This window comes from Pseudomonas frederiksbergensis (assembly GCF_900105495.1).
Classification (GTDB): domain Bacteria; phylum Pseudomonadota; class Gammaproteobacteria; order Pseudomonadales; family Pseudomonadaceae; genus Aquipseudomonas; species Aquipseudomonas frederiksbergensis.
In genome coordinates, this window is the sequence record NZ_FNTF01000002.1 from 4,950,912 (window position 1) to 4,970,597 (window position 19,686).

Here is a 19,686-nt window from a genome sequence, read left to right on the forward strand (position 1 = left end):
CCGTCCGATACGGCCGCTACCAGGGTGTTTAATGACTGTCCCACCTCACCGCATCGGGAGACCGGCCATGAAATTCGTCATCATCGGAGGAAGCGGGCTGATCGGCAGCAAAGTCTGCAAGAACCTCCAGGACCTGGGGCATGAAGTCATCTCGGCGTCACCGAGTACCGGCATCAACGTCATCACCGGCGAAGGCCTGGCGGACGCGCTCAAGGGCGCCGATGTGGTGGTCGATGTGGCCAACTCCCCTTCATTCGAGGATCACGCGGCGTTGCATTTCTTTGAAACCGCCGGGCATAACCTGTTCGCTGCCGAGAAGGTAGCCGGCACCAAACACCATGTCGCCCTGTCCGTCGTGGGCACCGAACGGATGCTCGACAGTGGTTACTTCCGGGCCAAAATGGCCCAGGAAAAACTCGTCAAGGCCTCGGGCGTTCCCTACACCATCCTGCGGGCCACGCAGTTCTTCGAGTTCATTGGTGCCATTGCTTACTCGGGTCGCGAGGACGGCAACACCATCCATTTAACGTCCGCCGCGTTGCAACCTGTGGCCTCGGTGGATGTCGCCGCTGCTCTGACGGCTATCGCTCAAAAAGCGCCGACCCATCAGACCGTGGAAGTGGCCGGGCCGGATCGCCGGCCCATTGTCGAGTTCGTGAATGAGTACCTGAAACACACCAAGGACCCGCGCGAAGCCGTCCCGGATGACACGGTTCCTTACTTCGGCGCCCCGATCGATGACAAGTCCCTCACGCCCGGCGATAACCCTATCGTCGGAGCGACCCGGTTTGAAGATTGGCTAGAGACTGCACATCCCTCTTGAGTCGCCAGTGGCGATGATGACCAGCGGGTCCAGGAACTGAACCCGCTCTCATCGTTCAGGTATCAGTTCTTCACAGGCAACGGCTTGCAAGCAAATCGGGCTGCGATAGGATGGCTTGCGGATTTTCGATAGCGACTCGCATGGCGAGAAGGATTGCTGATGTTCATTGGACGACTCGCCGGGCTCACCGGTTGTACCCCGAAAGCCATTCGACTTTACGAACAGATGGGGTTGATCCCGGAACCGGATCGTCAGGGTCGATATCGCATCTACACCTCACATCACCTCACGCTCGTGCGCCTGATCCGCCGGGCGCAGATCGCCGGTTTCAAGCTCGCCGAAATGGTGCCACTCATCGCGGCGAAGACCACATTGCAAGCCTTTCCCTTGGTACTGGCCAACGAGGCGATCGACCTCAAACGCCAACAAATTTTCGCGAAAATAGCCGACATGCAGGCCTTGGCTGATCACCTCAGCGAACTCAAAAGCGAGATCAATTGCCTTTTTGAACCGGGCACAGTGATAACGCCTCATAGCGATGCGTCGAGCGCTGGCCTAGATAGATAAACGTCGATTGCAAGGCATCTTGTGGCGCTCGTGGACAAAAGCCCAATTCGGTCCTGGCCTTGGTGATGGCGTATTCCTGCTTGACGCCGTGGAACATCCTGACCTGACTGAGCAACAGTTGCGCTGGCCGACCGGTCAAGCCGGCCCAACGCTCCTGCATCCACGCCACCGCGACCAACAACCATTTGGGCGCCAGCGGTGGCAGGCGATAGCCCGGTGAAACCTCGTTCGCGCCATCAATGATCTCGGCCAGTGAAGAGGACCGTTCATTCGCCAGAATGTAGCGCTGCCCTGACCGGCCTTTTTCTGCCGCGAGGATCATCCCGAGGGCGACATCTCGCACGTCGACAAAATTGAAATGAAAGCCTGGGTCCAGAGGCATTTGTCGCAACCTGACCGAATCGACAAACTTCATGGTGTCAGTCAGCTTGGCCGCGTTGGGGCCGATCATCGCCGAGGGCAACACCGAGACCATCCAAAGGTTCAGGGCCTGCGCCGTATGCCAGGCCATTTTCTCCGACAGGATCTTGGACGCGTAATAGGCATTCTGGTCCTCGTCGTTCCAGTGCTCTTCATCGAGCTTCTGCCCGTTCTGACCGATGGCCGCAACGGAACTGACATACACCACGCGCTTGACCCCGGCCTTAGCCGCCGCCTGCAAAACGCGACGTGTTCCTTCCACATTCGGTTGGATAATCTCGGCGTGCGGATGCCTCGCCCAGTGCTTGAACACCGCCGCGACCTGAAACAACAGGTCCACCCCGTTCAACGCCTCGAGCATGGCCGCTTCGTCGAGCAGTTCGGCATACACCCTTTCGCAATCCAGCCCCTCGAACGCCGCCGATTCGTTCACATCACGAACCCCTGCGCGGACTCGGTAACCCTGATCGAGCAAGGCTCTGACCAAGGTATTGCCCAAATGCCCATTGGCCCCTGTGACCAGACATAACTGACTCATACAACCCTCCCTCTCGCTTGAACAACATCCGTTTTGGCGAAGACGACCTTAGGCTCTGTCCCGTGGGACAGAGTCAAGCAGTACGCGATCACGCGGCCATTGGATTGCCGAATCAACGGGTCACCGACGAAGAATTTTCCTCCTGTTTCTGACTCAAATAAGACACAGACCGCTCAGTCGTGCCGATCAAAACCGACGCACTGCGCATTGGGCAATCCACCCTCATGGGGATGACGTCCATGAACACCACTTCCCAAGACATACCGGACACCCTTTATGGCTCACACAGCCACATTGACGAGGCCGCCATCGCCCCGCTGCTGCGTCAATACGCCGAGCCCCTGCCGGATCTGGAGGCCAAAACCTTTGGTGAAATGTTCGACCGCTACGCTGATGCGCGGGTGGTGATGATCGGTGAAGCCAGCCATGGCACTTGCGACTTTTATCGAGCCCGGGCTGCGATCACCCAAAGGCTGATCGAGCAGCACGGCTTCAATATCGTGGCGGTTGAAGCCGACTGGCCAGACGCAGGTCATGTCGACCGATATGTGCGGGGGCTGGTGCCCTCGGCCTGGAAACGGCATATCTTCAGCCGGTTTCCGACCTGGATGTGGCGCAACACCGATGTGAGAGCGTTCGCCCATTGGCTCCATCGGTACAACCACCAGCAAGCTCCTGAATCTCGCGTCGAGTTTCGCGGTCTGGACGTTTACAGTTTGCGAAACTCCATTCATGAGGTGCTGAGTTATCTGGAAAGGACTGACCCGCACCTGGCACACGAAGCAAGGCGTCGTTATGGCTGTTTGACCCCTTGGCAGGATGATCCTGCGTTGTACGGCCATTTTGTCGAACGCAATGGCCTGATGCCCTGCGAGCAGGCCGTGGTCGACCAACTCAATGTCATGCTGGCCGAACAACTGGCCGGGCTTGTCCAATCCGACGAGGCGTTCTTCAATGCGGCGCAAAACGCCCGGGTCGTGCGGGCGGCGGAGCAATACTATCGAGCGATTTATCGAGGTTCGACCGCCTCCTGGAACCTGCGTGACCGCCACATGTTCGACACCTTACAGGCCCTGCTGGAGCATCGCGGCCCAAAAGCCAAAGCGGTGGTGTGGGCCCACAACTCCCATATCGGCAATGCGGCGGCCACGGAAATGGGCTGGAAAGGTCAGTTCAATATCGGTCAGCTGTGCCGCAATGCATATGGCCGCCATGTCGTGCTGATCGGCATGAGCACCGACCGCGGCCAGGTAGCAGCCGCCGATGACTGGGATGGCGAGATGCACATCAAGGACATCCGGCCCTCTCGTCCAGACAGCTGGGAGCATCAGTTCCTCAAGGCTGGTGTCCCGGCTTCATTGACCGACTGGCGAGATCCGCAGCGAAAAGACCTGCTTCGAGCCCTGTCCAAACCTTTGCTGGAGCGGGCCATCGGGGTGATTTACCGCCCCGACAGCGAGCGCAGCAGTCATTACTTCGAAGCGGTGCTGGCCGAACAGTTTGATGCAATGGTCTGGATTGAACAGACCCGTCCGGTGACGGCACTGGCGCTGCCGAGAAGCCAGGAACTGGAGCCCGAAGACGACACCTTCCCGTTTGGTGTGTAACACCGGGAGTATCACCTGTCAGGCAGTGCGTTTTCGCTTTCGCGACCTGGGCTCACGTATCGGAACGCCCCTGAGCTGTGGCGTCGCTGGCGGATTCTCGCTGCCACGCCCGCTGCAACAGCTTGATGACCTCGGCATCCGAGGTCTGGGTAAAGTCCATGTACCAATGGCCGATCGACATCAGCCAGTCGGGAATGATCGGGCATATCAGCTCATCCACCTCACTGCGCAACGCCTCCGCCGTCTCGATCGGCGCCACCGGCACGGCGACGACGATACGCGACGGCGCCTGCGCACGTACCGCATGGATTGCCGCCATCATCGAGGCGCCTGTTGCCAGGCCGTCGTCGATCAGGATCACCACCTGATCCTTGAGTTGCAAAGGCGCGCGCGTTCCCCGGTAAACCTGCTCGCGGCGTAACAGCTCGCGGGTTTCCCGTGCAACCACTTCATCGAACGTGGCCGGATCAATCGGGTGAACCCGCAGCGCCTGTTCATTGAGGATTTGTATGCCGCCGCTGGCGATGGCGCCCATCGCAAACTCTTGATGAGACGGAACACCCAGTTTGCGCACCAGCATCAGGTCCAGACGAACATCCAGTGCCGAGGCCACTTCATAGGCCACCGGCACACCGCCACGGGGCAAGGCGAGGACGATGACATCGGGGCGATGGGCGTATTGGCGCAACGGTTCTATCAGCCGTCGACCGGCAGCGGCCCGGTCTTGCAGGATGGTGGGCGATGAGGGACTCATTTGAAAACCTCCTCAGGCGATCACACCTGTCGGTTCGCATCACAGGGTCACTAGCGAAGTGTCGGTCTGACGGAGCTGACATCAAGTTCAGTCTGAAGGCCCTCTAGACCGCCAAAATGCTGCAAGGCACCTGATACAGAATATGTTCGGTCGTGCTGCCCAGAAGCTTGCCCACCCCATGGGACTGGACTCTGCCCATCACAATCACATCCACTTGATGGGCGTTGGCGAACTCGCTCAGGACCTTAACGGGATGTCCCTCGATGAAATGCCGACGATCAGAGGGCACACCGAATCGACCGGCCAACTTGAGGAATGATTTTTCCAGGTCTTTGCGCAGCGCTTTCGTGAGCTCAGCCAGGGTCAAACCGCCCATGTCCGCCAGGAACGCGGCCGAAATATTGCAGGCGTACAGCAAATGCAACTCGGCATCACACTGCAGGGCGAGACCGCACGCTTGCTGGATGATCCGGTCATTCAGTTCATCGTCGCAAGACGCAGCATCCGACACTTCCACCGCTGCGATGACCTTGCGTGGCAACACGTAACCGCCGCCGCCCAACAGATAAAGCGGTATCGGACAATGACGCAGCAAATGCCAATCCAGAGGCGTGAAAAAAGCGCGTTTAAGCGCTGATTCGTGCTGAACCTCCTTGATCAACAGGTCAGGCTGCATTTCCATGACGTGATCAAGAATGGCTTCGCGCATACCATCAGCCCAAGCCACCTCAGTGGTGGTGTTGATGCCCCCGCTGCGCAGAGTTTTTGCCTGAGCCTTGAGCCAGTCCTCATGATCCTGCCGATAGCGCTCTCGAGCACTTTCCCGATCGCCAGATTCGAGCAGCGACAACATATCCAACGATGGAATCAAGGCGGCGATATGCAAACTTGCACCGCAGGTCATGGCCAGCGCGGCGGCATGGTTTATTGCCTGGGAATGGCGCAGGGCCGGGTTGATGATCAGTAACAACCGTTGATACTGGCTCATGATCTGCCTCCAGTGGGGTGGGTCTTCGGCGCTCGCTGCCCATCGACCGTTGCCGAGGCCAGTGGTTGATCCCGCGGGATCGAGCACCGGCATTAAATCCAGATTCCTCCTCCAGCATTCCCCTGGCGTTGATCTACATCAAACACCTGTATAAAGCATAGACACCCGTCGAAACGGCGTGATCGCGCTCACCCCTTGACGTTCGACCTGACCGCCAGAATGCTGCCCGGCACCGAGTACAACGCCCGCTCGGTGTTGCTGCCGATCAACCGGTCGACACCCACCCGATGCACGGTGCCCATCACCACCACATCCGCCAGGTATTGCTCGACAAACTCACTGATCACCGGCACCGGCAGGCCCATGACGAAATGCCGTCGCTCCGGCGGCACACCGTATCGATCCGCCAGGGTGACAAACGCCAGGTGCAAGGATTGGCGCAGCTCCTCAACGAAATCCGCCCCCCAGCCACCGCTGATCAACGGTGCATCACCATTGAAAGCCGGCGACAAGTCATAGGCATAAAGCAGGTGCAGCGGCGCATCGCATTGCAGCGCCAATGCGTTGGCGGTCTGGATGATGGTGTCGTTCAGGCCACTGATCTGGGTCGAGGGGTCGAGCGGGTCCACCGCGGCGACAACCCGGTGCGGCAAGCTGTAACGGGTCTGATTGACCAGGTGCACGGGGACCGGGCATTCGCGCAGCAAGTGGCAATCGAGCGGGGTGATGAACACTCGCCTGAGTACCGGTTCCAACGTGACATCCTTGATCAACAGGTCCGGCTTGAGCTCTTCGACAGTTTTCAAGATGTCGGGCAGTGGATGGGTCGTGAAGACCACTTCGACCGTCACCTCCAGCCCCTGACCGCTGAGCTGCTCGATCTCGTCGGCCACCCAGCGGCGATAGCGGCGCAAATAGCGTTGATAGCCTGCGTCGTCGGTTTTCTCTTCCCACAAATGCACGATCGGCACCGGTTCGACAAAGGCCCGCACGTCCAGCGCAGCCCCGCTCGCCTTGGCCAGCGCGACGGCACGGAGCATGGCTGGAGACTGGTGCAGGGTTTGATCGGCGATCAGCAACAAACGTTGATATTGACCCATCACACACCTCGGCTCGACACCGGCCCTCAAGCGCCGGCAAATCCAAGACTGCGCCCGTTGCCCCCTGCCCCGGGTTGATTTACATCAAACACGAGCAAATGAGTGCCTGGTGTCACGACTCCCTGATCCAGATCAGATTCAAGCGCCGCAGGCGGGGTAAAAAGGAATGAACCGCGTGGTGAACACCGCGCGCCAGCCTTTCAAACCGGACGGAGGATCACCCCATGCTCACTGTCAAAGACCACAATGATCGGGCTGCAGCTGCCTACGCGGCAGTGACCGGACAATACTGGATTGAAGCGCTCAAGGATGGCCGCCATGTATTGATCCGGCCGCTGGCGGAAAAAGACCGCGAACGTGAATACGCCTTTATCAAACGCCTGTCCCCCGAGTCCCGGCATATGCGCTTTCTCGCGCGGATCAACGAACCGGGCACCGCCATGCTCAACCAGTTGATGGACACCGACAACAAACAGCGCCTGGCCTACATCGCGCTGGTTCATGAAAACGGTCAACTGATCGAGATCGGCGTCAGCCGCTACGCCGCCACCGGCGAACACGAATGTGAATGCGCCGTAACGGTCGCCGATGAATGGAAGCACCTGGGGTTGGGCACGGTACTGATGGAGCATCTGATCAAAGCCGCCCGCAAGAACGGTTTTCGCCAGATGTATTCGGTGGATGCCTCCAGCAACGCGCCGATGCGCGACCTGGCCAAAGCCCTGGGTTTCGAGACACACAATGATCCCGATGACAGTTGTCAGGTCATCCATCGTCTGTCCCTGTAAAAAAGCACCCCGTGATGATTCGGCCAACGGTTCATCGCGGGGTGCCCACTAATGCGCGCCCAACCTCAGCGCCAGCCAAACCGGGTGACCACACGTCGGGCAGCCCGCGCCGTCACACGCCGGTTTGATGCAGATCAAACCGCAAATCCCGGCCAGCGGCAGCATCGGCATCAAGTACCCACATCCAAGGCCATTCGGGCCAGCGTTTGATTTAAAGGAGAGGTGTCATGTCCGAGCAATCACGTTTCATGCTGGTCGCTTCGCCCCTGATGGAAAACAGCCCCGCTTTCGACCGCGCCGCCGCGCTGGCCAAGGCTGAAGATGCAGCGCTGCACATCGTGGCCTTCGATTACCTGGAAGGCTTGGCGACCGCCGGCATGGTCAATGAACAGGCCTTGGAGCAGATGCGCCTGGGGTATGTCGAGCGCCATCGTCAGTGGCTGGAAGAACAGGCTCGCCCGTTGCGCAAAATCGGCGTGACCGTCACCACGGAAGTGGTCTGGGTTGAACGCCCCTTGCAGGAAATCCTGATCCACCTCAAAGAGCAGCCGATGGCCGTGCTGATCAAAGCGCTGGAACCCTCGTCGCGGCTGTCGCGGATGATGTTTACGCCCCTGGACATCCACTTGCTGCGCGAATGCCCGGTACCGCTGCATTTTGTCAGCCATGTACAGCATGCCTTGCCGCGCCGGATCGTCGCGGCAGTCGACCCCTTCCATCGCGACGGTCAATACAAAGGCCTTAATGACCGCATCCTGCATGAAGCGGTGAAACTGGCGACGGCGTGCAACGCACAGGTCGACGTCCTCTACGCCTATGACCTGTCTTCAATCGGCGCCGATGAATTCGGCTTCGACAACGCTTCCGCGTTCTTCTCCTCGAGCAACGCCAAGACCCTGTTCGATGCACAGGGCGAGGTCTTCAATGACTTGGCCGAGCGCAACGGCATCCCACCAGAGCGACGCCACATGGTCATGGGCAACCCGGCCAAGGTTCTGGCCAGTTACGCCGATGCCTATAACGTCGACATGATCGTCATGGGACGCGTCGGCCATAACGGCCTGGAGCGGCTGATTGGCAGCACGGTGGAACACCTGCTGTACAAAATGCCCTGCAGCGTCTGGGTGGTGGCGCCGGAAGAACTGGCTGATTGGGGAGTGTCATAAATTTCAGCACGTTAATGTCACTGTCCGGCACCGCCCTCAGCCTTCGACCGTCGACGCGAGCGCAAACCCGACGCAGACTTCGAATCCATCCGTTCGACCTGTCGCCGGCGATACCAGCCGTATTTTCGCGTTGACGCCCTGCACAATGGTTTTGGCAATCGCCAACCCCAACCCTGAACCGCTGGTTTCACTGTTGCCCCGCACAAAGCGCTCGGTAAGGCGCTGCAACACCGGCTCGGGCACCGGCGGGCCACCATTGACCACACGCAGCAGCGCCTGGTCGGTGAGGCTGACTTCGACCGGTTGATCCGCGGCGCCATACTTGAGCGCGTTCTCGATCAGGTTGCGCAACAGGATGGCGAAGGCGTCCGGATCAATCGTCGAGTACACGCTCGTCTGGGTTGGCAGGTGCAACTCGATCCGGTGCCCACTGTTGTGGTTCCACTCATCGACCACATGGGCCAACAACGGAATGAGGTCCTGGGGCGTTTCGGACAACAGCCCTCCTCCCTCGGCCTTGGCCAGCTGCATGAGTTTTTCCGAGAGCCGCGCCAGTTCGCGCAACGAGGTTTCGATTTTAGCCGCGCGTAACCGCAACGGGCCTTCAGGCGCTTCGTGACGCAAACGCTGGATCTGCGCCAGGGTCGCGGCCAGCGGCGTACGCAGTTCATGGGCGCTGTTGGCCGTAAAGCTGCGCTCGGTCTCCAAGGCCTTGCGCAAGCGCTCCAGCAGATGATTGACCGCCTCGGCCAACGGCGCGATTTCCGCCGGCAGTCGCGCCACGTGGATCGGCGACAGATCACCCACGCCGCGAGCCTCCACGGCACGACGATAGGCCAATACACTGCGCAGGCTGATGCGCACAAACATCCAGGTGCCAAACAGGCTGATGGGAATCAGCGCCAATAATGGCAACAACAAGGCAAGCAACGCTTCCCGCGCGGCTTCACGGCGATGTTTCAGAGGTTCGGCGATTTCGATGAACACCGTCTCACGCAGCGCACTGGCGCCGTACAGACGGTATTTTTTAGTGGTTGAAAAGCCTTCGGCCGGTTGTTTGTTGAAGATCTTCGGGTTGGCGTCGTGGGACTGCATCAGGATCTCGCCCTTGGCATCGCGCACCAGATACGTCAGGTATTCCTTGTGCATTTTCAGGGTGGCGACATGCTGCGTTTCACGGGGGTTTTCCCGGTTGCTGATTTCCAGCACGGCCAGGGGCAGGATGCGCTGCGCGGTCTCTTCCAGCGCACTGTCGAACGCCTCGTTCAATTCATGTTGCACCACCAGCCAGGCGCCGACGGTCGCCGCCAGCCACAGTAAGGTCGTGCCCAACGTCAATCCCAGGCCGAGACGCTTTTGCAGGCTTGACGACGGCTTCATGCGGACATCAACCGATAGCCCATGCCCCGCACGGTTTCAATCAGGTCGCGCCCGAGTTTTTTACGCAGACGGCTGATATAGACCTCGATGGTATTGCTCTCGATTTCGGCGCCGAAGGCATACAGCCGTTCTTCTAGCTGCGACTTGGACAGCAGCGCGCTGGGGCGCTGCACAAACGCCTCGAACAGCGCCCATTCCCGCGCCGTGAGGTCCACTGTCGCACCGGCCCGCTGAACCGTACGGGCACTCATGTCGACCTGCAAATCACCGAGCTTGATCTGCGGATTGGGGTTGCCGCTATAGCGCCGGGCCACCGCCGCCACACGGGCCGAAAGTTCAAACAGGTCGAACGGTTTGACCAAGTAGTCGTCGGCGCCCGCGTTGAGGCCCGCGATGCGTTCGGAAATCTGATCCTGGGCAGTCAGGATAATCACTGGGGTCACGTCCCCTGCCGAGCGTTGCTGACGCAAAAAATCCAGCCCGCGACCGTCCGGGAGCATCAGGTCCAGCAGGATCAGGTCGTAAGGCGTGGTGCGCACGCTGTTGCGCGCATGGTCCAGGCGCTGCACCCAATCGACTGCGTGGCCGTCATCGGCGATCTGCTCGCGCACCGCCTCCCCCAACCCGGGTGCGTCCTCGACCAATAAAACCCGCATCTGGCACCTCCTGTGATGGTTGTCGTGCAGCACCTTAAACGCCTTACCTGACGTGAATCTGAAGATTCAGCTGGTTGTCAGGAATGCACCTTAGGGTATGTCACAGACGCCGACCTCGGCAGGAGACAGATCATGAAATCAGGTTTTATTGCCAACGCCGCGCTGTTGAGCCTGCTGCTCAGCGGTTACGCCCTGGCCGATGACGACTGCAGCGACCCGGTGAGCGACTGGCAACCGCGCGAAACCTTGCGCCAGCAGGTTGAGCGGCAATACGGCTGGAGCGTGCAGCGGATCAAGGTCGACGACGGTTGTTACGAGCTCAAGGGCTTGGACCGCAAGGGCAATGCCATCGAAGCCAGCTATTCACCGGCATCGCTGCGCCTGCACACCCTCGAGATCCATTTCCGGGACGACGGCGATGCCAGGGACTACCTCGGCACTCCGCTCAGCGAATGACGCCTCACCTGTCGATGAGTTTTTCCTGCGCTTCAGGTTGCTGTCAGCAAGCAGGTCCAGGCTCTCGACCTAACGATCAAAAGGACACCGCCATGAAAAAGATCATCGCAGCAACTTGCCTCGTCGGCGCCATTGCCCTGCCGGGGCTGGCCCAGGCCCGTGAAGTGACCTTGACCACACAGCTCAAGGACTACGGCGGCAATGATGCCTACCTGGCGATCTACGTCACCGACGCCAATGGCCAATACCAGAAAACCCTCTGGGTGGCCGGCAAGAAGGCCAAGTACTACAAGCACCTGGGTGACTGGGCCCGTGGCAGCGGGATGAACCGGAGCGAGTTTGACGGGGTCAGCGGCGCCAGTGTCGGCAGTGGGCGCACGCTCAAAGTCAGCGTCGAACTGGCAGACACCCTGATTGATGCGGGGTATCAGATCCGCATCGACAGCGCCGTCGAGGACAAACGTGACGCCCGCGCCGATGTCAGCGTACCCCTGACGTCCAAGGGTGCAGGCAAGCCAGCGACCGGCAGTACCTACGTCGACTCCTTTACTTACGATCTGTAGCACCCGCCATTACTGGAGGCTGAACATGCTTCGCCAGTTCCATTCCCTACCTGGCCTGATCGCCGCCCTGTTGGTCATGTTGTTGGCCATCAGCGGCGCGATCCTGTCTGTCGACCCGGCGCTGGAACGCCTGCACAGCACGTCCACTCCTGCCGGACAACTCAACGTCGGCCAACTGGCCGGGCGCGTTGCCAGCCACTTTCCCGGCGTGGAGCAGATCCAGCGCACAGCGTCCGGGACGGTCATCGTCTACTACAACCAGAACGGCCAGGCTGGGGCGCAAAAGGTCGACCCACTGACCGGCCAAGGCCTCGCCCCTTACGAGCCCTCCGCGTTCTCACGTTGGGTGAAAGACCTGCACCGCTCGATGTTCCTTGGTACGCCGGGCCATGGTGTGTCGGGTGTCGGCGCGCTGTTCATGCTGATGTTGTCGGTGTCCGGTGCGCTATTGCTGGCCCGGCGCCTGGGTGGCTGGCGCAACCTGCTGCGGCCACTGCGGGGCACCTTCAGCCAGCGCTGGCATGCTGAAGTCGGGCGACTGGCCTTGCTCGGGCTGCTGCTGTCGGCATTGAGCGGGCTCTACATGTCCGCCACCACCTTTGGTTTTATCGCCGACGGCAGTCAGAGTGAGCCCGCCTTCCCCGCCCACGTCAGCGCCGGCCCGGCCTTGCCGGTGGCGAAGCTGCAAGCCTTGCAGGCCACCGACCTGAACGACCTGCGCGAGCTGGTCTACCCAAGCCCTGGCAACCCGCACGATGTGTTTTCCCTGCGCACGGCCCAGGGCGACGGCTACGTGGATCAGGCCAGCGGCGCTTTGCTGTCCTATCAAGCCCATGACTCGATGCACAACCTCTACGAATTGATCTATCAGTTGCACACCGGCGAAGGCCTCTGGTGGCTGGGTCTGCCGCTGGGGCTCTGCGCCCTCTGCGTGCCATTGATGAGCGTGACCGGCATCCTGTTGTGGTGGCGCCGCCGCAAGGCTGGCCCGAACATCCGCCACAACAGCCCTGCCCACTGCGCCGACAGCGTGATTCTGGTGGGCAGTGAAAACAACAGCACCTGGGGCTTTGCCAACACCTTGCATGAAGCCTTGCACCAAAGCGGCCATCAGGTGCATAGCGCGGCGATGAATGAATGGGTTGGCGATTACCGCAATGCCCAACGGGTGTTCATCCTCACCGCGACCCATGGTGACGGCGATGCGCCGGCCTCGGCTTCGCAGTTCCTGGCCCGGCTGGGCAAAACCGGCCTCAAGCCTGGCCTGCCCTTTGCCGTGCTGGGCTTTGGCGACCGCCAGTTTGCGCAGTTCTGTCAGTACGCCCATCAGGTGCAGGACGCGATGTTGCAGGCCGGTGGCTCGTCATTGCTGGAGCTGGAAACCGTCAACCGCCAATCCTCTCAGGAGTTTGCGCGCTGGGGCCACGCGTTGGGCGAAGTGTTGGGGCAGGACCTGACGCTGGTTCACACCCCGCAGCAGCCGCATACGCATCCATTGCAGCTGACAGAGCGGATTGCCTATGGCGAACAGGTGAATGCGCCAACCCACGTACTGCGCTTCAAAGCCTGCGGCGAGCTGCCGGAGTTTCTGGCCGGCGACCTGATCGGGATTCTGCCTCCGGGCAGCCCGATCCCTCGCTTCTACTCGCTGGCCAGCGGTTCGCAGGATGGCGTGCTGGAGATCTGTGTGCGTAAACACAACGGCGGCATGTGCTCGGAATTCCTTCATGGCCTGGACATCGGCGCGCAGATCGAAGCCTTTATCCAGCCCAACCCGCAATTTCGGCCGGCATCGGGCACGCACCCGGTGATCTTGATCGGCGCCGGTACCGGCATCGGTCCCCTGGCCGGTTTTATCCGCAACAACAAGGCCCGACACCCGATGCACCTGTATTGGGGCGGGCGCAACCCTGACTCGGACTTCCTCTATGAACCGGAGCTCAACCAATACCTGTCGGACCGACGCCTCACGGCACTGCGCGCCGCCTTCTCTCAGGTTCAGGACCGCAGCTACGTACAAGACCGGTTGATCGGCGATGCCCTGGCCTTGCGCCGACTGATTGAAAAAGGTGCCCAGGTGCTGGTGTGCGGCAGCCGCGAAATGGCCAAAGGCGTGATGCAAGCCCTTGATGAAGTGCTGGCACCTCTGAACCTGAGTGTGCTGACGCTCAAGGCACAAGGACGCTACCGTGAAGACGTTTACTGAGTTGCAGCGCTATAGCCTGAGCGGCGAAACCATGGGCACCCGCTACACCGCCCTGTTTTATGCCGGGGCCGGGATCGATACCGACGACGTTGGCCATCGCCTGGCGCACGCCGTGGCCCGGGTGGACCAGCAAATGTCCACCTGGAAACCCGACTCGGACCTCAACCGCCTCAACGCCGCCCCCGAGCAGGAATGGGTGGCCGTGCCCAAGGAACTGGCCACGGTGCTGTCTGCTGCGTTGCGTGTCAGTCAGCAATCCGGCGGCGCCTTCGACATCGCTGTCGGTGATCTGGTTAACGCCTGGGGGTTCGGCCCCGGGGAGCAGACGGTCACAGAGCAGGCGATTGGCACGATTGCGTCCCACGCCCGGCTGTTAGCCAGCGCCGCGTTAGTGGTTGACCCGCAACGCAATCAGGTGCGCAAGCGCATGCCGCTGAACCTTGATTTGAGTGGCATCGCCAAAGGTTTTGGCGTGGATGAACTGGCGCGTTGCCTGGAGGGTTTGGGCATCACCCGATACCTGGTCGGCATCGATGGCGAGATGCGCGCCCGGGGCGTCAAACCTGACGGCCAGTGCTGGGTCGTGGCCCTGGAAAAGCCCAACCGGGGCGTGCGGGAAGTCATGGGCGTGATGGAACTTGGCGATGCCGCTATCGCGACCTCCGGGGACTATCGACATTGGGTGGACGTGGCCGGTCAGTCCTATGCTCATACCATGAACCCGGCCACCGGCGCGCCGCTGTGCAACCCGCTCGCCGCCGTCACCGTGGTGGCGGCCTCGTGCATGCTCGCCGATGCCTGGGCCACGGCGCTGATGGTCCTGGGCGAAACCGAGGGCCCGCGTCTGGCTCAGGAGCGCGGGATGGATGCGTTGTTCGTGCTGCGCGAGGGTGAACAGTTCAAAGAAATATCCATTGTCGGCGGCCAGTTGCAGGCGCAGATTGAAACCCGCTGACGCCGATTGCCGGACCGCTCGGAACCCGTCCTACTTGAACCGCCCAATGACAGGGAGTCCCGTTAAACAATGAAATTCATGCACAGGCACACCGAGGCACACCGAAGCGATCGTATCGGCTGGCTCCGCGCCGCTGTCCTGGGCGCCAACGACGGGATCGTCTCCACCGCCAGCCTGCTGATCGGCGTCGCGGCCGCCAACGCCAGCCACGCCACGTTGCTGGTCACCGGTATGGCTGGGCTGATGGCCGGCGCCATGTCCATGGCCGCTGGCGAGTACATTTCCGTGCACTCCCAGGCCGATACCGAGCGCGCCGATCTGTCCCGCGAACGGGCAGAACTGGCGAGCGACCCGAAAGCCGAACACATCGAACTCGCCAACATCTACATGCATCGCGGCGTATCACCCGAATTGGCGCATCAAGTGGCCGATCAATTGATGGCCCATGACGCATTGGGCTCTCACGCCCGGGACGAGCTGGGCATCAGCGCCACCCTCACCGCCAAACCCTTGCAGGCCGCCCTGGCCTCCGCCGCCAGTTTCGTGGTGGGTGCCGCGTTGCCTCTGGCCGTGACTTTTTTCGCGCCGCAGCACAGCGTCGGGCCCTGGATATCGGTCATGTCATTGGTGTTTCTTGGGACATTGGGCGCCATTGCCGCCAAGGCAGGCGGGGCCAAGGTTCTGACCGGCGCCTGGCGGGTGACATTCTGGGGGGCTCTGGCCATGGGGATTACGGCACTGGTGGGGCACTTGTTTGGCGCAGTGGTCTAGCGGGGGCGCCCTGCAAAAACAAAGGGGCGCCCGTGCCCCTAGACCAACCGCTCGATCTTCTGATGCTGCCAGACCATTTTGTAATACGCCGTCTGCAACACCAGCATCCCCAGATACGCCACCGGAAACGCCATCCACACACCCTGCAACCCGAAGTGCCCGTCCAGCACATACGCCACCGGCAACTGCACCCCGACCACACAAAAAATCGAAATCGCCATCGGCACCAGCACCGAGCCGCTGGCGCGCATGATGCCGCCGACAATCGCCTGGAAGCCAAACACCAACAGGCTCCACAGCATGATGTGCAACAGATGCTCCGCCTTCGCCCGGGTGGAATCATCCGTGAGGAACAACCCCAGCAACCAGTGCGACAACAGATAACCCAACACCACCAACCCACCGGTCAGGCACACATTGATCAACAGCCCCGTGCGCAGAATCGGCCCCATCCGCTCAAGCCGCCCAGCCCCAATCGCCTGAGCACCGAGGATCGACGCCGTGATCGCAATCGACAGCGCCGGAAACTGCACGTAATTGACGATCTGCGTCACCGCCCCATACGCCGCCGTCGCCTGCGAACCGTGCTGATTCACCAACGCCAGAATCACCAGCTCCGACACCGACAACACCACCATCTGCAACCCGGTCGGCAACCCGATGCGCAACACCTTGCCGAGAATCACCAGGTCCAGCCGCATCGCCGCAAACATCTCCCGATCCGGCGCCAACGGATGCCCCTTGCGAATCAACCGCCACGCCAGCCACCCCATCGCCGACAAATTACCCGCCAACCCCGCATACGCCGCACTCTGAATCCCCATCATCGGCAACCCGAACCAACCCCGAATCAACGCCGGCGTCAGCGCCAACCCGATACACGTCGACACCACCAACGCAATCAGCGGCGACATCGTATCGCTCACCCCGCGCAGCAGTTGGGTGAAGAGCACGTAGACCAGCAGCGACGGCATGATCCACATCATCACGTGGGCGTAGGACACGGCGTCATCGATAACGTCGGCCGGTGTGCCCAAGCCTTCCAGGGCAGGCCTTGCGAACACACTGCCGAGCACGGCCGCTGTCAGACCGATCATCGCGCCTAACAGCAAAGTGGTGCCGGCGATGGTTTTCACCAAATGCGGCTCCCGCGCGCCCCACGCTTGACCGATAAGCACACCCGCACCCGCGCCGAGGCCGATGACCAGGGCGATGAAGAAGAAGACGATGGGGAACATGCCGGACACGGCAGCCAGGGCTTGAGTGCCGAGCATTTGGCCGATGTAGATGCTGTTGATGGTGCCCGACATGGATTGGAGGAAATTGGAGAGGACCATGGGGGCGAGGAAAAGTAGGTAGGTTTTCCAGAGGGGGTGTTGGGTGGCGGGGGTTTGCATTGAGGGTCCGTCTCGGGGGTGGGCTCGTGTTGGAAATTCTACGCTAGGGGACTCGGTACCACCCGTTCGATTTCGCAGATTTGGGTCGTGTGAGTAATGTCTACTTTCGGCCAAAAAGCGGTCATTAGGAAAGGCAGAAAGCGGCTAAAAGCAGTTGTTCAGAGCAAAGCCGCCACCTGTCATAGATAGCGTGTGGTACAGGATGATTCGGCAAAACGCAGCTAGTCGATAATTCTCGGAGGTTTGGTGGTGCTTCAGCCGCGCAAAACTCTAGTGAGCGTCAAAAAGCCAGCTACATTATTTGTAGCAAGCAGGCAGTACCGATTGCTTGATTTATAGCTACCTGAATCTGCCTTATAAATTGATATACGACCCTACTTTCCGTTCATTGGCGACAGCGTTTAAAAGGAAGAAAGAATGCCCACAAAGACCGGCGAGGCGATAAATGGTGTTTATGACGAAGCAAAGAACTTCCTGATAATTGGTCTTACGGGGCGCACTGGTTCAGGCTGTTCCACCGCGGCAAGTAAATTGGGCGCTACGAGTTTCGATTTTCCAGCCGAAGGCTATGAAGGCCTTACAGAAAACGAACTTAAAAAGCATAAAATAATGCACAAATACTTAAAAGGTGACGAATGGACCCCTTTTTATAAGCTGGAGGCGCGCTCGATAATAACATATCATCTATTACTGCTGGATAGAGAAACCTTTATAACGTACCTGTCAAGTATCGCAGGCACAGAGATCGTTCAAGAAAACGCAGCTGTAAGTTATGATGATTTAAATAGCGTAAGAGAAGAGCTTCTTCGACTTCACTCATTTAACGGAAGAGTTGAGCTAAGCGAAATTGACTCATGGATGGAGCTATACTTTTCAACATTGCCCTCTGTCACTGAGAGATTAAAAAACAACTTAGGAGGAGCTTCCTTTACCAAGCTCTATCAAGAATCGGGAGACAATATCAGATCTTCTGGCTTTGCAAATAGCAAAATTTTCGACATCGAGAAGCTGTTCAACTTCCCTAAACACTTGAATTTTTTAATTAAGCTTGTTCGCAAATCTACAAAGACAAAAGGAGTTCCGTGCAGAATTGTTATAGATGCAATTAGAAACCCGTACGAGGCATTCTTTCTGAAAAGAAGGTATGCGAATTTCTACCTAATATCGATAAACACATCAAACCAAAAAAGGCTGAGCAGCCTACATGAGTATAGAAAGCTTTCGATAAAAGAAATATCCGACCTCGACAATAAAGAGTATCCCGGGAAGATTTCCGGGGCCAGTAAATTTATTGCTCAAAACATTCAAGCTTGCATCGAAATCGCTGACATCCACATTCACAATTCAAAAACCAGTGAGTTTCATCAGAATGATCTGGTGAGTCAGCTAGCATGGTATCTGGCACTTATGATGCATCCAGGCTTAGTGATGCCTACGTCGGTTGAAAACTGTATGCAAATAGCTTACACAGTAAAACAAAGTTCAGGTTGTATATCGCGACAGGTTGGGGCTGTAGTAACTGATGATAGTTACAGTGTGAAGTGTGTCGGTTGGAATAGCACCCCACAAGGACAAACCCCATGCTTGCTGAGAAGTGCTGAAGACTTGCTAGGCGGAGTTAATGGTGTTGATTATAGTGAATATGAAAAAAACGACAATGTATTCCGCAAAGCGTTAAGCGACAAATATTTTGACTTGATAAAGTCAGGCGCTACTAAAAAACGAAATATCCCATTTTGTTTCAAAGCTATACAAAATGAAATTGAGGGTGAAAAAAACCAGGTTCATACTAGGTCGCTGCATGCGGAAGAAAATGCTTTTTTACAAATAGCAAAAAATGGTGGGCAAAAGCTTTTTGGCGGAATTTTGTTTACTACTGCTAGCCCCTGTGAGCTTTGTGCAAAAAAAGCTTATCAGCTTGGCATTGTGAAAATTATATATATCGACCCCTATCCGGGTATCGCCACTGATCACATTCTTTCTGTTGGTGCAAAAAAACCAATGCTCGAATTATTTCGAGGGGCGGTTGGGCGCGCTTTTTATCAGTTATATCAACCTTTGATGCCTTACAAGGATGAATTGGAATTACTCTACGTTATTCCTTCGTATCATAATCCTGAGAGCCCATCAAAAAACTTTCTAAAGCAAGAGAATAAAAAACTGCTCGCTGAGATCGATGTTTTGAAAGAAGAATTGCGCAGAACAAAAGAAAACTAATAATTATGCGGCCGCCTCAAGATTTCTAATCAACTACTTTCGGCCACAAGCGGGATTGAACAGCCGCTAGCGGCCAAGAGTAGAGTTTCAATGGGTTGGCGAAAATAAAGGGAAGTTACTTTTTTTGGACATATCCAAAGACGCGCATTTTATATTGGAATCTCGTTTTGCGATGGGCTGTCCGTCGACATGAAACGTTAATAGTGGTTCGATTTATGCAGCGGCAGCCGGTAGAGCTTGAAAAAGATTACACAGCGAGCTTGGAGAGGGTTTAAAAATTGAGGCGATTCAAATCGCTCAGCGAAGTTATATAGAGAGTTGGTCGCTTTTTTTC

At 58.4% G+C, this 19,686-nt stretch carries 18 protein-coding genes; 11 read left to right on the plus strand and 7 right to left on the minus strand.

The genetic code is table 11. The features are described from left to right. Positions 1 to 67: 67 nt before the first annotated feature. Both BLW70_RS23150 and BLW70_RS23155 read left to right on the plus strand, forming a co-directional pair. Positions 68 to 823, plus strand: coding sequence for an SDR family oxidoreductase (locus BLW70_RS23150; protein WP_074877955.1), 756 nt, complete (start codon positions 68 to 70; stop codon positions 821 to 823). Positions 824 to 982: 159 nt separating this feature from the next. Continuing rightward, the gene (locus BLW70_RS23155) at positions 983 to 1,390 is read left to right on the plus strand and encodes a MerR family transcriptional regulator (protein ID WP_074877957.1); all 408 of its coding nucleotides are present in this window, start codon (positions 983 to 985) and stop codon (positions 1,388 to 1,390) included. On the opposite strand, the gene BLW70_RS23160 is transcribed toward BLW70_RS23155, so the two are convergent. After that, positions 1,317 to 2,348 carry an NAD-dependent epimerase/dehydratase family protein gene (locus tag BLW70_RS23160; protein WP_074877959.1) on the minus strand — a complete coding sequence of 344 codons (1,032 nt, stop codon included), beginning with the start codon at positions 2,346 to 2,348 and terminating at the stop codon, positions 1,317 to 1,319. The two genes, BLW70_RS23155 and BLW70_RS23160, sit on opposite strands and share 74 nt — an antisense overlap. Before the next feature lie 239 nt (positions 2,349 to 2,587). Between BLW70_RS23160 and BLW70_RS23165 the strand changes: the two genes are divergently transcribed. After that, positions 2,588 to 3,955, plus strand: coding sequence for an erythromycin esterase family protein (locus tag BLW70_RS23165; protein ID WP_074880780.1), 1,368 nt, complete (start codon positions 2,588 to 2,590; stop codon positions 3,953 to 3,955). Between the two features lie 52 nt (positions 3,956 to 4,007). Here BLW70_RS23165 and BLW70_RS23170 read toward each other — a convergent pair whose 3' ends face one another. The 3 genes from BLW70_RS23170 to BLW70_RS23180 all read right to left on the minus strand — a co-directional run bounded on the left by BLW70_RS23170 (position 4,008) and on the right by BLW70_RS23180 (position 6,797). Next, the gene (locus tag BLW70_RS23170) at positions 4,008 to 4,709 is read right to left on the minus strand and encodes a phosphoribosyltransferase (RefSeq protein ID WP_074877961.1); all 702 of its coding nucleotides are present in this window, start codon (positions 4,707 to 4,709) and stop codon (positions 4,008 to 4,010) included. A 103-nt stretch (positions 4,710 to 4,812) separates the two neighbouring features. Next, positions 4,813 to 5,697 carry a universal stress protein gene (locus tag BLW70_RS23175; protein ID WP_074877962.1) on the minus strand — a complete coding sequence of 295 codons (885 nt, stop codon included), beginning with the start codon at positions 5,695 to 5,697 and terminating at the stop codon, positions 4,813 to 4,815. A 188-nt stretch (positions 5,698 to 5,885) separates the two neighbouring features. After that, positions 5,886 to 6,797 (minus strand): universal stress protein, encoded by a 912-nt coding sequence (locus BLW70_RS23180; protein WP_074877963.1) that lies wholly within the window; start codon positions 6,795 to 6,797, stop codon positions 5,886 to 5,888. A 224-nt stretch (positions 6,798 to 7,021) separates the two neighbouring features. Between BLW70_RS23180 and BLW70_RS23185 the strand changes: the two genes are divergently transcribed. Both BLW70_RS23185 and BLW70_RS23190 read left to right on the plus strand, forming a co-directional pair. Further along, positions 7,022 to 7,585 carry a GNAT family N-acetyltransferase gene (locus BLW70_RS23185; protein WP_074877965.1) on the plus strand — a complete coding sequence of 188 codons (564 nt, stop codon included), beginning with the start codon at positions 7,022 to 7,024 and terminating at the stop codon, positions 7,583 to 7,585. 227 nt (positions 7,586 to 7,812) lie between these two features. Further along, the gene (locus BLW70_RS23190) at positions 7,813 to 8,751 is read left to right on the plus strand and encodes a universal stress protein (protein WP_074877967.1); all 939 of its coding nucleotides are present in this window, start codon (positions 7,813 to 7,815) and stop codon (positions 8,749 to 8,751) included. A 36-nt stretch (positions 8,752 to 8,787) separates the two neighbouring features. Here the strand turns inward: BLW70_RS23190 and BLW70_RS23195 are convergent, their stop codons facing one another. Both BLW70_RS23195 and BLW70_RS23200 read right to left on the minus strand, forming a co-directional pair. After that, a complete protein-coding gene (locus BLW70_RS23195) occupies positions 8,788 to 10,131 on the minus strand; it encodes a sensor histidine kinase (RefSeq protein WP_074877969.1) in 1,344 nt (447 codons plus the stop codon). Then, entirely contained in the window at positions 10,128 to 10,787 is a 660-nt protein-coding gene (locus BLW70_RS23200) for a response regulator transcription factor (protein WP_074877971.1), read from the minus strand. The genes BLW70_RS23195 and BLW70_RS23200 overlap by 4 nt, the downstream gene beginning before the upstream one ends. Before the next feature lie 132 nt (positions 10,788 to 10,919). Here BLW70_RS23200 and BLW70_RS23205 point away from each other — a divergent pair, with 132 nt between their 5' ends. The 5 genes from BLW70_RS23205 (at position 10,920) to BLW70_RS23225 (ending at position 15,738) form a co-directional block, all read left to right on the plus strand. After that, entirely contained in the window at positions 10,920 to 11,243 is a 324-nt protein-coding gene (locus tag BLW70_RS23205) for a PepSY domain-containing protein (protein WP_074877974.1), read from the plus strand. 92 nt (positions 11,244 to 11,335) lie between these two features. Further along, positions 11,336 to 11,806 (plus strand): DUF2271 domain-containing protein, encoded by a 471-nt coding sequence (locus tag BLW70_RS23210; RefSeq protein WP_074877975.1) that lies wholly within the window; start codon positions 11,336 to 11,338, stop codon positions 11,804 to 11,806. 25 nt (positions 11,807 to 11,831) lie between these two features. Next, complete coding sequence (locus BLW70_RS23215; RefSeq protein WP_074877977.1) at positions 11,832 to 14,012, plus strand: PepSY domain-containing protein; 2,181 nt, start codon at positions 11,832 to 11,834, stop codon at positions 14,010 to 14,012. After that, positions 13,996 to 14,967, plus strand: a complete 972-nt coding sequence (locus BLW70_RS23220; RefSeq protein WP_235865019.1) for an FAD:protein FMN transferase — start codon at positions 13,996 to 13,998, stop codon at positions 14,965 to 14,967. The genes BLW70_RS23215 and BLW70_RS23220 overlap by 17 nt, the downstream gene beginning before the upstream one ends. Positions 14,968 to 15,036: 69 nt before the next feature. Further along, on the plus strand, positions 15,037 to 15,738 hold the full coding sequence (locus tag BLW70_RS23225; protein WP_074877979.1) for a VIT1/CCC1 transporter family protein: 702 nt from the start codon (positions 15,037 to 15,039) through the stop codon (positions 15,736 to 15,738). A 38-nt stretch (positions 15,739 to 15,776) separates the two neighbouring features. Here the strand turns inward: BLW70_RS23225 and BLW70_RS23230 are convergent, their stop codons facing one another. Then, complete coding sequence (locus BLW70_RS23230; RefSeq protein ID WP_074877981.1) at positions 15,777 to 17,135, minus strand: MATE family efflux transporter; 1,359 nt, start codon at positions 17,133 to 17,135, stop codon at positions 15,777 to 15,779. 417 nt (positions 17,136 to 17,552) lie between these two features. Between BLW70_RS23230 and BLW70_RS23235 the strand changes: the two genes are divergently transcribed. Continuing rightward, positions 17,553 to 19,352 carry a hypothetical protein gene (locus BLW70_RS23235; protein ID WP_074877983.1) on the plus strand — a complete coding sequence of 600 codons (1,800 nt, stop codon included), beginning with the start codon at positions 17,553 to 17,555 and terminating at the stop codon, positions 19,350 to 19,352. Positions 19,353 to 19,686 lie beyond the last annotated feature (334 nt).

What these genes read in the sequence shown, in the direction of transcription:
- BLW70_RS23150 (WP_074877955.1), top strand. Translation starts at nt 68, where the DNA reads ATGAAATTCGTCATCATCGGAGGAAGCGGGCTGATCGGCAGCAAAGTC.
- BLW70_RS23155 (WP_074877957.1), top strand. Translation starts at nt 983, where the DNA reads ATGTTCATTGGACGACTCGCCGGGCTCACCGGTTGTACCCCGAAAGCC.
- BLW70_RS23160 (WP_074877959.1), bottom strand. Translation starts at nt 2,348, where the DNA reads ATGAGTCAGTTATGTCTGGTCACAGGGGCCAATGGGCATTTGGGCAAT.
- BLW70_RS23165 (WP_074880780.1), top strand. Translation starts at nt 2,588, where the DNA reads ATGAACACCACTTCCCAAGACATACCGGACACCCTTTATGGCTCACAC.
- BLW70_RS23170 (WP_074877961.1), bottom strand. Translation starts at nt 4,709, where the DNA reads ATGAGTCCCTCATCGCCCACCATCCTGCAAGACCGGGCCGCTGCCGGT.
- BLW70_RS23175 (WP_074877962.1), bottom strand. Translation starts at nt 5,697, where the DNA reads ATGAGCCAGTATCAACGGTTGTTACTGATCATCAACCCGGCCCTGCGC.
- BLW70_RS23180 (WP_074877963.1), bottom strand. Translation starts at nt 6,797, where the DNA reads ATGGGTCAATATCAACGTTTGTTGCTGATCGCCGATCAAACCCTGCAC.
- BLW70_RS23185 (WP_074877965.1), top strand. Translation starts at nt 7,022, where the DNA reads ATGCTCACTGTCAAAGACCACAATGATCGGGCTGCAGCTGCCTACGCG.
- BLW70_RS23190 (WP_074877967.1), top strand. Translation starts at nt 7,813, where the DNA reads ATGTCCGAGCAATCACGTTTCATGCTGGTCGCTTCGCCCCTGATGGAA.
- BLW70_RS23195 (WP_074877969.1), bottom strand. Translation starts at nt 10,131, where the DNA reads ATGAAGCCGTCGTCAAGCCTGCAAAAGCGTCTCGGCCTGGGATTGACG.
- BLW70_RS23200 (WP_074877971.1), bottom strand. Translation starts at nt 10,787, where the DNA reads ATGCGGGTTTTATTGGTCGAGGACGCACCCGGGTTGGGGGAGGCGGTG.
- BLW70_RS23205 (WP_074877974.1), top strand. Translation starts at nt 10,920, where the DNA reads ATGAAATCAGGTTTTATTGCCAACGCCGCGCTGTTGAGCCTGCTGCTC.
- BLW70_RS23210 (WP_074877975.1), top strand. Translation starts at nt 11,336, where the DNA reads ATGAAAAAGATCATCGCAGCAACTTGCCTCGTCGGCGCCATTGCCCTG.
- BLW70_RS23215 (WP_074877977.1), top strand. Translation starts at nt 11,832, where the DNA reads ATGCTTCGCCAGTTCCATTCCCTACCTGGCCTGATCGCCGCCCTGTTG.
- BLW70_RS23225 (WP_074877979.1), top strand. Translation starts at nt 15,037, where the DNA reads ATGAAATTCATGCACAGGCACACCGAGGCACACCGAAGCGATCGTATC.
- BLW70_RS23230 (WP_074877981.1), bottom strand. Translation starts at nt 17,135, where the DNA reads ATGCAAACCCCCGCCACCCAACACCCCCTCTGGAAAACCTACCTACTT.
- BLW70_RS23235 (WP_074877983.1), top strand. Translation starts at nt 17,553, where the DNA reads ATGCCCACAAAGACCGGCGAGGCGATAAATGGTGTTTATGACGAAGCA.